Origin of the sequence: Streptomyces sporangiiformans (genome assembly GCF_005768555.2) — a bacterium.
GTDB classification, from domain to species: Bacteria; Actinomycetota; Actinomycetes; order Streptomycetales; family Streptomycetaceae; genus Streptomyces; species Streptomyces sporangiiformans.
Map to the genome: position 1 here is coordinate 35,203 of NZ_VCHX02000124.1, position 15,170 is coordinate 50,372.

Below are 15,170 nucleotides of genomic sequence, written 5' to 3' on the forward strand. Positions count from 1 at the left end.
TCACGTACGAGAGCCCCAAGACAGCCGTACGTGAGCCGGATGGCGTGGCATACCCGACCCTGGACTTGGGCATACGGGACCAATGGTCCGCGTCCCCGTCGCCGCCGCCCTGCACCGCGTACGCAAAGCGCCACAAGCCCTGACCCGTCACTATCGAGCCCGCCGCGCACAACCGGTCGTCGAACTCGTCCACCAGCCGCACCCCTACGCCCGCGCACTGAGCCTCGTCACCGTCGTCCTGTTCGGCGCGTGGCTCGGCCTGCTGATCGTCGGGAACGTACGCGCCCCGGTCGGCCCCATGGACACCACCATGACCCTGCGCCCCTCCCTCACCGGCGGCACGAAGATCAACGTGTCCCCGCTGGGCGCCCTCGAACTGCGCAGCCACATCGCGCCGATCCGCCTCGACGTCGACGTGGACCAGCTCGACCCCGTCCGTTCCCAGGCCCTCGTCGACCACCCCGAACGGCTCTCCGGCCTCCAGGACGAGGTCACCCGCGACGTCGGCCACGGCACACTCGACCTGGCCGTACGCTCCGGCGTCGCCGTCGTCTCCGGGGCGACCGCCCTCGGCCTCGCGGTCTACCGCCGCCCGCGCCGCGCCCTCGCGGCAGGCGGCCTGGCCCTGGCGCTCCTGGCCGCATCGGGAGCAACGGCCTTCGCGACCTGGAACCCGAAGTCGGTCCTGGAACCGAAGTTCTCCGGCCTGCTGTCCTCCGCCCCCTCCGTGGTCGGCAACGCCCGCAGCATCGTCAGCGAATTCGACGTCTACCAGAAGGAGTTGGCACGCCTGGTGACGAACGTGACGAAGCTGTACGACGTCACGTCCACACTCCCCGCGTACGCACCCGACCCCTCCACCATCCGCGTCCTGCACGTCTCCGACATCCACCTCAACCCGGCGAGCTGGAAGATCATCGCCTCGCTCGTCAAGCAGTACAAGATCGATGCGATCGTCGACTCCGGCGACACGATGGACCACGGCACAGCGGCGGAGAACGGCTTCCTGGACCCGGCCGCCGACCTGGGCGCTCCGTATGTGTGGGTGCGCGGCAACCACGACTCGCGGGTCACGCAGAGCTATCTCGAACGCATGGACAACGTGCACGTACTGGACGAGGGGCGGGCCGTCTCGGTCGCGGGCCTGCGGTTCGCGGGCATCGGCGACCCGCAGTACACCCCCGACCGCTCGGTCAAGCAGGCCGGCGACCCCGCGGAGGAACTGGCGGGCGCCCGCCTGTCCTCGTTCCTCAACGACCAGAAGGCGGCGGGCACCCCCGTCGACATCGCCGTCGCCCACAACCCCGTGGCCGCACGCCAGACGGACGGCGAGGTCCCGCTCGCCCTGGCGGGCCATGTCCACCACTCGGAGATGGAGGTCATGAAGTACGNGCCCTGGCGGGCCATGTCCACCACTCGGAGATGGAGGTCATGAAGTACGGCACACGCCTGCGCATCGAGGGCTCGACCGGCGGCAGCGGCCTGCGCGCGGTCGAGGGCAAGCACCCCGACCCCATCGAGACATCGATCCTCTACCTGGACCGTGACACCCGTCGCCTCCAGGCCTGGGACGAGATCAAACTGGGCGGCCTGGGCCTGTCAACGGCCGAGGTCAGCCGCCACCTCCCGAGGGAGAACCAGCCCGGCGCGTCCCTAACCCCTGGCACCCCTTCTCCCGCCACTCCCGGCTCCCCTTCGTCCCCCACTCCTGGCACTCCCTCGCCCGCCACACCCAGGAGCCCCTCACCCTCGCCCTAAACCGTTTTGGCGTTACCTCCCGCCATCCCATATGCTTCTCACGTCCCCGACGCGCTGAGAAGCGCCCAGGCGGGCCGATAGCCCTCATCGTCTAGCGGCCTAGGACGCCGCCCTTTCAAGGCGGTAGCACGGGTTCGAATCCCGTTGGGGGCACTCGATCGTCTTGCGTTGTCGCAGGTAAGGACCTCTTCGTGAGGTCCTTTTCGCGTTTCGGGAATGGCCGACGACTCTGCTTGTCATGTACGTAGGGTGTGGGCCATGCCGGAAGACTCCCCGTTGATTCAGAGCCTGCGAACGGCAGTTGCGGCGGCCCCCACGGACGTACCCCTGCGGCTGCACTTGGCGGAACTCCTCCTGAACGGCGGACAGCCCGAAGCGGCGGTCGCCGAAGTGGCCGTGGCTCTGCAGCACGCGCCCAGCGACGCACAGGCCCGGGGACTCATGGCGCGCGCCATGGGCATGCCGCCGGCGGACCCGCAGCCCGAGCAGGCCCAGGTGGCCGCGGCGCCTGGGGCGCCCACAGGGCGGGAGGCAACCGCAGGGCAGGACGCACCCACGAGGCACGGGGCACCCGCGCCCCAGGACGCGCCCACGGAGCAGGAGGCACCCGCAGGCCGCGAGGGATTCGACTGGCGAGCCGCCGAGGAGCAGGTCGGCGACGTCGTACCGCCGCGGTTCGTCGAGACGCCGCTCACCGCCGACGGCCAGGACGACCCCGGCGACACCTCCGCCTGGGACGTGGACGCACCCGGCACCGTGCGCCTCGCCGACGTCGGCGGCATGCAGGACGTCAAGGACCGCCTGGAGGCCGCCTTCCTCGCCCCCATGCGCAACCCCGAACTGCGCCGGCTCTACGGCAAGAGCCTGCGCGGCGGTCTCCTGCTGTACGGCCCACCCGGCTGCGGCAAGACCTTCATCGCCCGCGCCATCGCCGGCGAACTCGGGGCGAGCTTCCTGTCCGTATCGGTCAACGACGTCCTCGACATGTGGATGGGCAACTCCGAGCGGAACATGCACGAGCTCTTCCAGACCGCCCGCCGCCAGGCACCCTGCGTGGTCTTCCTCGACGAACTCGACGCGCTCGGCGCCAAACGCAGCCGCACCGCACACAGCGGCATGCGCAACACCGTCAACCAACTGCTCACCGAACTCGACGGCATCGACGCCCAAGCCAACGAAGGCGTCTTCGTACTCGCCGCCACCAACGTCCCCTGGGATGTGGACATCGCCCTGCGCCGGCCCGGCCGCCTGGACCGCACCCTCCTCGTCCTGCCGCCCGACACCCCCGCCCGCGAGGCGATCCTCCGCTACCACCTGCGCGAACGCCCCATCGAGAACATCGACTTGAGCAAGCTGGCCAAGACCACCGACGGACTCTCCGGCGCCGACCTGGCCCACCTGTGCGAGGCCGCGGCCGAGCGGGCACTGCTCGACTCCGCACGCACCGGCACCGTACGCATGATCGGCACAAAAGACCTGCTGGCCGCCGCGAAGGACATCGCCCCGTCCACCGAGCCGTGGTTCGCCTCGGCCCGCAACGTGGCCATGTTCGCGAACGAAGGCGGCATGTACGACGACCTGGTGGCCTACCTCAAGAAGAAGCGGAAACTGTGAGCACCCTGCATCCGGCCGTGGAACGGGCCGACGCACTCATCGAGCTCAAGCGATACGACGACGCCGAAGCCCTGCTGGGCGAACGGCTCGCGGAAGACCCCGGCGACCTACGCGCCTGGGTCAAACTCGCTCGCTGCCGGCTCGACGCACAGCAACCGGAGAAGGCGCTCGAGGCGACCGACGAAGCGGTCAAACTCGACCCGGAGGACCTGGGCGCACTCATCATGCGCTCGCAGGCACTGCGCCGAGTCGGCGGCCGGCTCGACGAGGCCGAAAGCACACTGCGGGAAGTAGTGCGCCTCGCTCCGGAGTACTGGTACGGGTACGCGCTGCTCGCCGATCTCGTATGGCGTGCCAACACGGTACGCCAGGGCCAGGCGAACGGCGGCACCCTCGACCGACGCACACTGGAGCGCTTCCTCGAGGAAGCCGGCGACCTGGCCAAGGAAGCACTGCGCCTGGGCCCCGAGGAGATCTACGCGCACGAGGTCGCCTGGCTGATCGCCGACATGGCCGGCAACAAGACGGTCGCGGACCAGCTGGACCACGCCATTCTCCAGCTCGACCCCCACCACCAGCAGGCCCTGGCCCGACGGACCGAGAAAGCGGCGAACACCCCGGGAGTCAAGGCGACAGAGGCGGCCACCCTGTACGCGGACGCACTCGCCTCCGCCCCGGAATCGGCGTCCATGCGACGCGGTCTCGACGACGCCTCGTACCGCCTGCTGCGCGGTGTCCGATGGCTCGCCCTGCTCTGTCTGGCCCTGGCCGGCACCGGGATCGACCTCTTCGCCGTCGAGGGCGAGGTCCAGCGGGAGTTGCCCGTACCGCTCGGCAACCGCCTGTGGACCCTCGTGCCCATGACCGTGATCTGGGCCGCGGGCGCCCTACTGCGATACCGCCGCCTGCGCGCGGGCGTACGGATCAACATCCGCTCCGTCATCCGCAACGGCACGTGGCCCCGCGTCGTGCTGGCCCAGGCCGCCTGGGCCATGCTCTGCGCGCTGCTCATCACCCAGGTGCCGTGGACGGAACGCACGGTTCCCCAAGTGCTCTTCTGGGCCGGCCTGTTGCCCATCGCGGCCACGATCTGGTTCGACCGGAAGAAGCGAGGCTGAGCGGGCAGGTCAACCCGGAGACGGGGCGGGGCTGGGTGGTCTCACCCCCTTCGCCGGGTCTCCAGGCGTACATGCAGATCGGCCTCTTGGTCCCCGGAGGCCGCACAGACCTCGTGCACGGAGAAGAGGGAATCCAGAGTGGTACGGAACCGGTCGACTGCCCAGTAGCCGCCCTGTACGTCGGCCGTGACGGACGCCGCGAGCCGGGCCGAGCGGGCGCCCTCATGGGCGTCGGCGACGTCGAAGGTGCCGAGCCACACCGTCGGGCGCGTCTCGGAGACCTCCTGCGGCACATCGTCGGCGCACCGGTCGGACGCGAAGCACGCGCACAGGGCGTCGAACACGATCCGAGCGTCTTCCTTGCTGCATTCGCTGAGTTCCACCGAGACGGATTCCGGGTGCGGTCGCTCACTGCTCATCGGGATCGCTCCTCTCGTGACCGCTCTGCGGTACCGCGGGAAAGCGCCTGCGAAACCGCCCCACTCCCAGAAAAGCACCACCGGGGTCCGCAGGTCACGCGTGCGGGGCGAGGCCCGAGTTCTGATACGCTGATCCAGCGACGACGGGCCGCCACAGCGTGTCCATCCGGTCACTGAGAATCACCAGACCGGCGAGGACAGCGAAGCGATTCAACCGTCGCGGTGAGCGTCAGTTCACAGCGGGACGATCTTGGAGTTCACACCAGAGCCGCAAGAATCCCGTTGGGGGCACGCAATCCCGTGTGCGACACTATTCGCACGCGACAGCTTGGTCCTGTGGAGCAGTTTGGAGTGCTCGCCACCCTGTCAAGGTGGAGGCCGCGGGTTCAAATCCCGTCAGGACCGCTGAGGTTTCACGTGAAACCTCACGGCTGGGTAGCTCAGTTGGTACGAGCGGCCGCCTGAAAAGCGGCAGGTCGCCGGTTCGATCCCGGCCCCAGCCACAGTTAAGGCCTCGATCTTCGGATCGAGGCCTTTTTCGTATCCCTTCCGCCTCTCGCTCTGGTTCGTACGAGCGATCGCGTCCGCTGCCGGGCCATTACTCCCCGACTTACAGCTCGGCCCGCCGATGGCTTCGGCGTAGACCGGCGCATCCAGTCCTCACGCCACCAGCGTGAGGACAGGGACCTGTGACCCGGCCCCGCAGACCCACACCCACCAGCCGCGTTGGCCGATGACGTGGGACGCATTCAGATCCGCGTGCTCAACGAAGCCGCAGGATCTGCACGCGAACACGGCCTGGCGAGGCCGGTTGCGCTTGTCGATGTGATGGCACTGCGAGCATTCCTGGCTGGTGTACGCCGGACTGACGTACACCACCGGCACCCCGGCCTTGCGTGCCTTGTAGGCGATGAAGGAGCCGAGCTGCCCGAAGGCCCAGGAGTTCAGCGTGACGCGTTGGGGCTTTTTCAGCCGTGCCCGTTCGCGGATGCCGCCCAGGTCTTCCAGAGCGATTCCGCGGCCGGTGCGTTGAGCCTCCGCCACGATGTGCTTGCTGATCTTGTGGTTGATGTCGCGGGTGCGGCGCGCCTGTTTACCGGCGTTGCATTTGGCCCGTCGCTTGGCTGAGCGGGTGTTCTTCTTGGCGAGGTCGCGCTGCAGTCGGCGGTCGTTTTCGCGTGCCCGGTTGACCGGTCGGCCGCTGTGGCGCCTGCCGGAGGATGTGGTGGCGATGTTCTCGATGCCGAGGTCGACGCCGATGAAGCCGTGTGGCGCGGGGTTCTCGGGGGGTTCCGGTACATCAATGGTGGCCAGCAGGTACCACTGGCCGTTCTGCTGGAGCAGGTCGGATTCGCCCTGCCGTCGGCGGGCCAGAAGGAGCAGCTGGTCCTCGTGGCCGGTGTAGGCGAGGCGTTTCATGCGGCCTTCGACGGTCCAGATGGACACGGTCCGGTGTTCTGTCTGCCAGGAGAGCATCCGGTCGTCGTAGGGCTGGGCTGCGTCGGGGCGGAAGGTGATGGGTTTGCCGGTGGCCTTGGTGCGGCGCCTGGAGTTGGGGCGGCCGAGGGCTCCGGCTCTGACGTTGGCCGCGAGCGCCGTGTAGGCGTCGCAGGTTTTCTTGATGACGTGCTGGGCGGCTTGGGCGCCGAGTCCCCAGCGGTCTTTGAGCTGGGTGTAGATCTGTGCGCGCAGTTCGCGGTTCCGTTTGATGCCGGTCGTGAAGGCGTGGTGGGAGGCGTGGTTTGCGGCTTCGTTGCAGGCGTGCAGGGTCGCCTTCAGTGCCGACGCCTGTTGCGGTGTCGGCAGCAGCTTCACGCGGATCACGAGCTTCACGAAGGGAGAATCTAGATCCCGTCGTGGATTCGATCCGGAAATCGGTGGTCGACCACTGTTTCGAGTGACGATTCGTACTGGTGGCCAGTTTTGTTCTGTCGTTCGGGCGGGCGTGGTGCGTCATGAAGGTGCGCGGGTGGGGTGTGGTGGGGCAAATCCATTCGCCAGCACTTTTGCCGAGGTGCGATCCTGGACTCCGTATGTCTACGCATCCTGCCCCCGCCTTCGGCCCTCTTGCCTCCCGCCTGTCCGAGTTGTCCTTGCGCGATGCGCAGCGGCTTGGTCGCAGGCTTGAGGGTGCGCGCCGGATCCGTAAGCCCGAGGCCCGGGACGCCGTGCTGGCCGAGATCACGGCCGAGGTGGAGAAGGCCGAGGTGCGGATGGCCGAGCGGCGCGCACGCGTGCCGGCTGTCACGTATCCCGAGCAACTGCCCGTCAGCCAGAAGAAGGACGTGATCGCGGACGCCATCCGTGATCACCAGGTCGTGATCGTCGCGGGTGAGACCGGGTCCGGGAAGACGACGCAGATTCCCAAGATCTGTCTTGAGCTGGGGCGTGGGGTCCGGGGCATGATCGGGCACACCCAGCCCCGGCGCATCGCCGCTCGTACGGTCGCCGAGCGTGTCGCCGAGGAGATGAGCACGCCGCTCGGCGAGGCCGTCGGCTGGAAGGTCCGGTTCACCGACCAGGTGGGCGCGGACACGTATGTGAAGCTCATGACCGACGGCATTCTGCTCGCCGAGATCCAGACGGACCGCGAACTGCGCGCGTACGACACGATCATCATCGACGAGGCCCACGAGCGGTCCCTGAACATCGACTTCCTGCTCGGCTATCTCGCTCAGCTGCTTCCCAGGCGGCCGGATCTGAAGGTCGTCATCACCTCGGCGACCATCGATCCGGAGCGGTTCTCCCGCCACTTCGGCGACGCTCCGATCGTGGAGGTGAGCGGCCGTACGTATCCCGTCGAGGTCCGTTATCGACCGCTGCTCGAAGAGGACGGTGACGACGCCGACCGCGACCAGATCACCGCGATCACGGACGCCGTGGAGGAGCTCCAGAGGGAAGGCAAGGGCGACATCCTGGTCTTCCTTTCCGGGGAGCGGGAGATCCGGGACACCGCGGACGCGCTGACGAAGAAGAACTACCGCTTCACCGAAGTCCTCCCCCTGTACGCCCGCCTGTCGCACGCCGAGCAGCATCGCGTCTTCCAGCCCCATACGGGTCGCAGGATCGTGCTGGCCACGAATGTCGCCGAGACGTCCCTGACCGTCCCGGGCATCAAGTACGTCATCGATCCGGGCACGGCCCGCATCTCCAGATACAGCCACCGTACGAAGGTTCAGCGCCTCCCCATCGAGGCGATCTCCCAGGCCAGCGCCAACCAGCGCAAGGGCCGCTGCGGGCGGACCAGCGACGGCATCTGCATCCGTCTCTACAGCGAAGACGACTTCGACGCCCGGCCCGAGTTCACCGACGCCGAGATTCTCCGTACGAACCTGGCCTCCGTCATCCTTCAGATGACCGCCGCCGGGCTCGGGGACATCGAGAAGTTCCCGTTCATCGATCCGCCGGACCATCGCAACATCCGTGACGGCGTCCAGCTTCTGCAGGAACTGGGCGCGCTGGACCCGGCGCAGAAGGACGCGCGGAAGCGGCTGACGCAGACGGGTCGCCGGCTGGCCCAGTTGCCGGTCGACCCGCGGCTGGCCCGTATGGTCCTGGAGGCCGACAAGAACGGCTGCGTACGCGAGGTCATGGTGATCGCGGCCGCGCTCTCCATCCAGGACCCGCGTGAACGTCCGGCCGACAAGCAGACACAGGCGGACCAGCAGCACGCCCGCTTCAAGGACGAGACGAGCGATTTCCTCGCGTTTCTCAACCTGTGGCGGTACATCCGCGAGCAGCAGAAGGAGCGGGGTTCGTCCTCCTTCCGCCGTATGTGCAAGCAGGAGTATCTGAACTATCTGCGGATCCGCGAGTGGCAGGACATCTACTCGCAGTTGCGCACCGTGGCCAAGCAGATGGGTATCCATCTGAACGAGGACGACGCCGCCGACCAGCAGGTCCATGTCTCCCTCCTGGCCGGCCTTCTGTCCCATGTCGGCATGAAGGACGTGAAGGAGGGTGCGAGGAACGAGTATCTGGGCGCCCGGAACGCGAAGTTCGCGATCTTCCCGGGCTCCGCCCTCTTCAAGAAGCCCCCGCGCTTCGTGATGTCCGCCGAGCTCGTCGAGACGTCCCGCCTCTGGGCGCGCGTCAACGCGAAGATCGAGCCCGAGTGGGTCGAGCCTCTGGCCGGGCATCTGCTCAAGCGCACGTACAGCGAACCGCACTGGGAGAAGGACCAGGCCGCGGTGATGGCGTACGAGAAGGTCACGCTGTACGGGGTACCGATCATCGCCCAGCGCAAGGTCAACTATGGGCGGATCGACCCGGAGACGTCCCGCGAGCTTTTCATTCGCAACGCCCTCGTCGAGGGCGACTGGCGTACGCACCACAAGTTCTTCGCCGACAACCGCAGACTCCTCACCGAGGTAGAGGAGTTGGAGCACCGGGCGCGGCGCCGCGACATCCTCGTGGACGACGAGACGCTGTTCGACTTCTACGACCAGCGGGTGCCGGAACATGTCGTGTCTGGCGCCCATTTCGACTCCTGGTGGAAGCACAAGCGGCGCGAGGAGCCCGAGCTGCTCGACTTCGAGCGGTCGATGCTCATCAATGAGAAGGCGGGTGCCGTCACCAAGGACGACTATCCGGACTCGTGGCGTCAGGGGCGGCTCAAGTTCCGTGTGACCTATCAGTTCGAGCCAGGTGCGGACGCGGACGGTGTGACCGTTCATGTGCCGCTTCAGGTGCTCAACCAGGTCTCGGACGAGGGCTTCGACTGGCAGATCCCGGGGCTCCGGGAGGATGTCGTCACGGAGCTGATCCGGTCGCTCCCGAAGCCGATCCGGCGCCATTACGTGCCCGCGCCGAACTATGCGCAGGCGTTCATGGAGCGGGCGGCGCCGTCGGGCTCCGGGCTGCCCATGGAACAGCAGGAGCCGTTGACGGTGGCCATGGCGCGCGAGCTCAAGCGCATGGTCGGTGTGCCGCTGACGGCCGACGACTTCGACTGGTCGAAGGTCCCCGACCATTTGAAGATCACTTTCCGGATCGTCGACGAGCGGCGGCGGAAGCTGGCGGAGGACAAGGACCTGGAGGAGCTGAGGCTCCGGCTGAAGCCGAAGGCGCGCCAGGCCATCTCGCAGGCCGCCGCGGCGACGGCGGAGCGGCAGGGCGGTGAGTCCCTGGAGCGTGCGGGCCTCGCGGACTGGTCGATCGGCTCGCTGACGCGTGTCTTCGAGACGCGGCGGGCGGGTCAGCCGGTGAAGGCCTATCCGGCGCTCGTGGACGACGGCGACACTGTGTCCGTACGCCTCTTCGACACCGAGGCCGAGCAGCAGCAGGCGATGTGGAAGGGCACGCGCCGGCTGATTCTGCGCAACATCCCGGTGAACCCGGCCAAATTCGCGAGCGATCGCCTGACGAACCCGCAGAAGCTGGCGCTGTCGGCGAACCCGCACGGCTCCATCCAGGCGTTGTTCGGCGACTGCGCGATGGCTGCCGCCGACAAGCTGATCGCGGACTTCGGCGGGCCGGCCTGGGACGAGGAGTCGTACCGGAAGCTGTACGACAAGGTGCGCGCGGAGATCGTGGACACGACGGTCCGTACGGTCGGCCAGGTGCAGCAGGTGCTGGCGGCCTGGCAGGCGTGCGAGCGTCGCCTGAAGGGCGTGCGGAGCCCGGCGCTGCTGGCGAACCTCGCGGACGTACGAGCGCAGCTGGACGCCCTCGTGAAGCCCGGCTTCGTCACGGAGGCGGGTCTGCGCCGCCTGCCGGACCTGATGCGCTATCTGGTGGCCGCGGACCGCCGGCTCCAGCAGATGCCGACGAACGTCCAACGGGACACGACCCGGATGGAGAAGGTCCAGGAGATGCGGGACGAGTACGCCTGGCTGCTGGAGCAGATGCCGCCGGGGCGGCCCGTCCCGCAGCAGGTGCTGGACATCCGCTGGATGATCGAGGAACTGCGGGTCAGCTATTTCGCCCATGCGCTGGGCACGGCGTACCCGGTCTCCGACAAGCGGATCGTGAAGGCGATCGACGCGGCTGTCCCGTAACGACTCCTGCACGTTGGGTGAGTTCGACCCCGGGGCTCACCCTCCTGTAGAGTCTCTTCTCGCAGCGCAACGCACCAATCGCACTGCGAAACCAGGTCCTGTGGAGCAGTTTGGAGTGCTCGCCACCCTGTCAAGGTGGAGGCCGCGGGTTCAAATCCCGTCAGGACCGCATCACTTTGTGAAAGGCCCGCACCCGACGAGGGTGCGGGCCTTTCACATGCCCCGGGAGGGCGACGACCAGCTCCACCCCTCCGGGGCCGCGCCCGCGGCGAAGCCGCAATCGGATCCAGCAAATCCCGTCAGGACCGCACCCCGTGACGCCAGACCCGCACCCGACGAAAGCGCGGGCCCCTCGCATACGCCGGGAGGACGACGCCCAGCTCCACCCCACCCGTCAGGCCGCGCCAGCTTCGCATGCGCCCCTGGTGTCTTGACGGCGTCACTTTCCCCCGGTACCTAGACAGCAGGGGCCCGCAGGGGACTCGTAGCCGCTGGAGGTGTCGTATGACGGTGTCCGCCAGGCATGAGACACGGGCCTTACTCAGGACCCACCTGTCGGCCGCCTCCGGGTATCGCCATCTGACGCGGCACTGCCCGATCTGCCATCGGCTGCTGAGGCTGGCCATGGAGCACGCTGCGGACGGCCTGGAGGGCCAGGAGTGCGCCGCCGAGGACGAAAGCCCGTCCACGGCGTGAAGAGCGGCGTACAGGCGGCGTGAGGGGCGGCGAGGGCGACGCGGGGCGCGCCGGACGCGCGGAGCGTCAAGTGCCGCTCGCTTGGCCCGAGATGCACACGATCTCCACTAGCGCAGGTGCGTCGCGGGCAACAAGCACTCCAGCATGTGACGGGTGTCACCGCATAAGTTTTCAAACTCGCGGTACTTACACCTCACCTACAACAGGTCAATTTAATATGTGCAATTGCACCATGTCTCCGAGGCGACCCACAGGAGACGCGACAGGCCCGCCCAGACTCCGACAAGGCCGCGCACAGACACGCCCCTGAACTCAAGATCGACCAGGGTTCACCCACGACGGCCAGACGGCCCGCCGAGGCCCACGACCGTTCACGATCCACCCATGACCGGCACACAAAAAAGATCGCGCTGGACCCGGCGGAGTCCAGCGCGATCGACGACGCACCCTTGTTGCTTGCGGTACTGGCTCGGGCGTGGGCTCTGTTGGGGCAGAACCCGCGTCGCTTGGAGCTTTGGTTCGGGCAGTCCGGCACGTTGGGGGAACCTGCCGAAATGCCCTGTTTATGCAGTTGTTCAGGCCTCGCTGCGCTGCTGCGGGATGCCCGCGAGCAGAGCGCGGACCTCAGCCTCGCGGTAACGGCGGTGCCCGCCGAGCGTGCGAATCGATGTCAGCTTGCCGGCCTTCGCCCACCGCGTGACCGTCTTCGGGTCAACGCGGAACATCGTGGCGACCTCAGCCGGGGTCAGCAGCGCTTCGGCATCAGGGGTGCGAGCGGTCATGAGCGGCCTCCTCGGGAGAACCGAACCTTCTCGGTTCTTTCCTCTAAATTCTGCACCTTGACCCGCGTTGCCCGAAATGGCGGACGCGAGTCGAGTCGGTTATAGGACGAACGGCTTGTCCTCGGCACTACAACTACACCATCTGTCCAGCCGCGTCGGCCAAACCGATGGAATTGCCCTCCCAGGTGTTCATCAGCGACGGAAGCCGATGGACCATGCCATAGCGGACAGTTACGCCACTGTGACGATCAGTCACAGGGCGATCAGGAGTCACCAGACCCCCCATAGCGTGCAATGCTGAGATTCCACCCATAAGTAGGCAGAAGGAGTATCCCCCGGACTCCTTGTCCTATTTTGACATGAGGGGGGGCGTTAGGTGCAAGGTCCTCGTTAGTGCCGTCCGTCACGCTTACCCACAAAGTCCAGGATCGGGACTTACGTCCCGCCAGAACGCCTGGGTCCCACGCGTCAGTTCGCCGACCGGCGGTCCCGTACCGACCGCCACCGCTCCACGAGCCGGCCGTACGCCTCCCCGGCCCCGGCCCCGTCGCCGGTGCGCAGCGCCTCGATCCCCTCGGCCACGTCGGCCGCCGAGTGATCACCGTCGAGCTGCTCCTCCGGCAGGACGTGCACCAGGCCGCCGTAGTCCAGCTCCACCAGGGAGCGCGGATGGAACTCTTCCAGCCACCGTCCGACGTCCACCAGGCCGTCGATGAGGGGCCCCTCCTCGATGGAGTCCTTGAGCGCCTTCAGGGCCCGCGCCACCCGGCGTCGCGCCTGCACCATGGGCGTCCGGTAGCGCAGTACGGGCGCCTCCTCGCCCGACCCCTTGGCGTATTCGCGCTCCTCGTCGGAGACGAGCACGAACCAGTTCAGCGGCACCTGCCAGGTCGATGTGCGGATCCAGGGCCGGGCGTCGGGGTTACGGCTCAGCCACCGCTCGTAGTCCTGGGCTGCCTGGCGGCGGACGACCGGGGGCAGCACCGCGTCCAGGACCGGTGCCGGCAGGTCCTCGGGCAGCTCGCCCAGCGCCTGCCAGCCGCGCAGCCGGGTGCGCCAGGGGCAGACGCACAGCACGCCGTCCACCTCCGTGACGAACGCCTCGCTGCTTTCGTGCACGGGCACGGGGATCGGCGGCGTGGGCAGCAGGTCGGCCAGGGAGCGGCGCAGCTCGTCCTGGTACGAGGGGTGGCGGGGGCGGCGCGCGTAACGGGCCCAGTGGCTCCGCTCCGGCTCCGGGAAGGCGGCCAGCGGTTCGTAGACACGCAGATAGGACGCGTACGGGACGATCACCGAGGACACCTTGGGCACGCTTGCTCCCTCCCCCTCCGTTCTGATGGAAAACCCACGAAAACCGCGCGCCAGCGCGCGGGAAACCGCTGCAAATCGTCCGATGGCACACCGTGACCGTACTCCGAGAGAGGATGATCCTGACCACTGCGCGGATGGCGGGCAGTCGGAGGCTCTAATCTCATGCCACGGAACCCGCCACCCTTACGGGGTCCGCTCCCCAACCGCCGCTACTTACCCGGGAGTCACCACCGTGACCGACGTAACCGACGGCGTCCTGCACACCCTGTTCCACTCGGAACAGGGGGGCCATGAGCAAGTCGTCCTGTGTCAGGACCGAGCCAGTGGCCTCAAGGCCGTCATCGCCATCCACTCGACCGCCCTGGGCCCCGCCCTCGGCGGCACGCGCTTCTATCCGTACGCGACCGAGGCAGAGGCTGTCGCCGACGCGCTGAACCTCTCGCGCGGGATGTCGTACAAGAACGCCATGGCCGGGCTCGACCACGGCGGCGGCAAGGCCGTGATCATCGGCGATCCCGAGCGGATCAAGACCGAGGAGCTGCTGCTGGCGTACGGCCGGTTCGTGGCCTCGCTCGGCGGGCGGTACGTCACGGCCTGCGACGTGGGTACCTACGTGGCCGACATGGACGTGGTCGCCCGCGAATGCCGCTGGACCACCGGCCGCTCGCCCGAGAAGGGGGGCGCCGGCGACTCCTCCGTGCTGACCGCGTTCGGCGTCTTCCAGGGGATGCGGGCCTCCGCCCATCATCTGTGGGGCGACCCGTCGCTGCGCGGCCGCCGGGTCGGTGTCGCGGGAGTGGGCAAGGTCGGGCGCCACCTCGTGGACCATCTGAGGGACGACGGTGCCGAGGTCGTGATCACGGATGTGCGGGAGGACTCGGTACGGCGTATTCAGGCCAAGCACGCTTCGGGCGTCACGGCCGTCGCGGACACCGAGGCCCTGATCCGTGTCGAGGGTCTGGACATCTACGCCCCCTGCGCGCTGGGCGGGGCGCTGAACGACGACTCCGTACCGGCGCTCACCGCGAAGATCGTGTGCGGCGCCGCCAACAACCAGCTCGCGCACCCGGGGGTCGAGAAGGACCTCGCCGATCGCGGGATCCTCTACGCGCCGGACTACGTCGTGAACGCCGGCGGCGTCATCCAGGTCGCCGACGAGCTCCACGGGTTCGACTTCGAGCGGTGCAAGGCGAAGGCGGCGAAGATCTACGACACCACGTTGGCCATATTCGCACGTGCGAAGGAGGACGGGATTCCGCCGGCCGCCGCGGCCGACCGGATCGCCGAGCAGCGCATGGCGGAGGCCCGTCGGCGCTAGGGTCCACCGTCCGCGAGGTACCCGTCGGCGGGTGTTGGAGACAACTCTCACGTTCGTCGGCGGGTCGTACGCCGAGAAGAGGTTAAAATCGCGGTTGACCAGCGGGGACGGGGCTCCTCGCAGGTCCTGGGCGAAGGCGCGTCCTGCGGGCGACG

General features: G+C 67.9%; 10 protein-coding genes, 4 tRNA genes and 1 pseudogene. 11 read left to right on the top strand and 4 right to left on the bottom strand.

Annotated features, from left to right (window positions below; translation table 11 throughout):
• Positions 1-82: 82 nt before the first annotated feature.
• The 5 genes and pseudogenes from FGD71_RS16760 to FGD71_RS16775 all read left to right on the top strand — a co-directional run.
• The coding region (locus FGD71_RS16760) for a metallophosphoesterase family protein (RefSeq protein ID WP_244951217.1) at positions 83-1,391 on the top strand (1,309 nt) is incomplete at its 3' end.
• 1 nt (position 1,392) lies between these two features.
• Positions 1,393-1,758, top strand: a pseudogene (locus tag FGD71_RS48890) (hypothetical protein); the annotation flags it as partial.
• An 80-nt stretch (positions 1,759-1,838) separates the two neighbouring features.
• Positions 1,839-1,911, top strand: a tRNA-Glu gene (locus FGD71_RS16765).
• A gap of 105 nt (positions 1,912-2,016) precedes the next feature.
• A complete protein-coding gene (locus FGD71_RS16770; protein ID WP_119101255.1) occupies positions 2,017-3,372 on the top strand; it encodes an ATP-binding protein in 1,356 nt (451 codons plus the stop codon).
• Entirely contained in the window at positions 3,369-4,490 is a 1,122-nt protein-coding gene (locus FGD71_RS16775) for a tetratricopeptide repeat protein (protein ID WP_240436623.1), read from the top strand. Before FGD71_RS16770 ends, FGD71_RS16775 begins: the two co-directional genes overlap by 4 nt.
• Positions 4,491-4,531: 41 nt before the next feature.
• On the opposite strand, the gene FGD71_RS16780 is transcribed toward FGD71_RS16775, so the two are convergent.
• Positions 4,532-4,909 carry a hypothetical protein gene (locus FGD71_RS16780; protein ID WP_119101257.1) on the bottom strand — a complete coding sequence of 126 codons (378 nt, stop codon included), beginning with the start codon at positions 4,907-4,909 and terminating at the stop codon, positions 4,532-4,534.
• Positions 4,910-5,239: 330 nt separating this feature from the next.
• Between FGD71_RS16780 and FGD71_RS16785 the strand changes: the two genes are divergently transcribed.
• Positions 5,240-5,314 (top strand) — tRNA-Asp (locus tag FGD71_RS16785).
• A 24-nt stretch (positions 5,315-5,338) separates the two neighbouring features.
• Positions 5,339-5,412, top strand: a tRNA-Phe gene (locus tag FGD71_RS16790).
• 157 nt (positions 5,413-5,569) lie between these two features.
• Here the strand turns inward: FGD71_RS16790 and FGD71_RS16795 are convergent.
• Positions 5,570-6,742, bottom strand: coding sequence for an RNA-guided endonuclease InsQ/TnpB family protein (locus FGD71_RS16795; protein WP_119101258.1), 1,173 nt, complete (start codon positions 6,740-6,742; stop codon positions 5,570-5,572).
• 200 nt (positions 6,743-6,942) lie between these two features.
• On the opposite strand from FGD71_RS16795, the gene hrpA reads away from it, so the two are divergent.
• The 3 genes from hrpA (at position 6,943) to FGD71_RS16810 (ending at position 11,604) form a co-directional block, all read left to right on the top strand.
• On the top strand, positions 6,943-10,908 hold the full coding sequence (gene hrpA, locus FGD71_RS16800; protein WP_119101259.1) for an ATP-dependent RNA helicase HrpA: 3,966 nt from the start codon (positions 6,943-6,945) through the stop codon (positions 10,906-10,908).
• A 94-nt stretch (positions 10,909-11,002) separates the two neighbouring features.
• Positions 11,003-11,077 (top strand) — tRNA-Asp (locus tag FGD71_RS16805).
• A gap of 335 nt (positions 11,078-11,412) precedes the next feature.
• The gene (locus FGD71_RS16810; RefSeq protein ID WP_119101260.1) at positions 11,413-11,604 is read left to right on the top strand and encodes a DUF6274 family protein; all 192 of its coding nucleotides are present in this window, start codon (positions 11,413-11,415) and stop codon (positions 11,602-11,604) included.
• A gap of 575 nt (positions 11,605-12,179) precedes the next feature.
• On the opposite strand, the gene bldC is transcribed toward FGD71_RS16810, so the two are convergent.
• Both bldC and FGD71_RS16820 read right to left on the bottom strand, forming a co-directional pair.
• Entirely contained in the window at positions 12,180-12,386 is a 207-nt protein-coding gene (bldC, locus tag FGD71_RS16815) for a developmental transcriptional regulator BldC (RefSeq protein WP_119101261.1), read from the bottom strand.
• Positions 12,387-12,854: 468 nt separating this feature from the next.
• Complete coding sequence (locus FGD71_RS16820) at positions 12,855-13,697, bottom strand: DUF8083 family protein (RefSeq protein WP_119101262.1); 843 nt, start codon at positions 13,695-13,697, stop codon at positions 12,855-12,857.
• A gap of 232 nt (positions 13,698-13,929) precedes the next feature.
• On the opposite strand from FGD71_RS16820, the gene FGD71_RS16825 reads away from it, so the two are divergent.
• A complete protein-coding gene (locus FGD71_RS16825; RefSeq protein WP_119101263.1) occupies positions 13,930-15,015 on the top strand; it encodes a Leu/Phe/Val dehydrogenase in 1,086 nt (361 codons plus the stop codon).
• The last annotated feature ends 155 nt before the right edge of the window (positions 15,016-15,170 follow it).

Coding starts and splice junctions, on each gene's coding strand:
- FGD71_RS16810 (WP_119101260.1), top strand. CDS start 11,413: ATGACGGTGTCCGCCAGGCATGAGACACGGGCCTTACTCAGGACCCAC.
- FGD71_RS16780 (WP_119101257.1), bottom strand. CDS start 4,909: ATGAGCAGTGAGCGACCGCACCCGGAATCCGTCTCGGTGGAACTCAGC.
- FGD71_RS16770 (WP_119101255.1), top strand. CDS start 2,017: ATGCCGGAAGACTCCCCGTTGATTCAGAGCCTGCGAACGGCAGTTGCG.
- bldC (WP_119101261.1), bottom strand. CDS start 12,386: ATGACCGCTCGCACCCCTGATGCCGAAGCGCTGCTGACCCCGGCTGAG.
- hrpA (WP_119101259.1), top strand. CDS start 6,943: ATGTCTACGCATCCTGCCCCCGCCTTCGGCCCTCTTGCCTCCCGCCTG.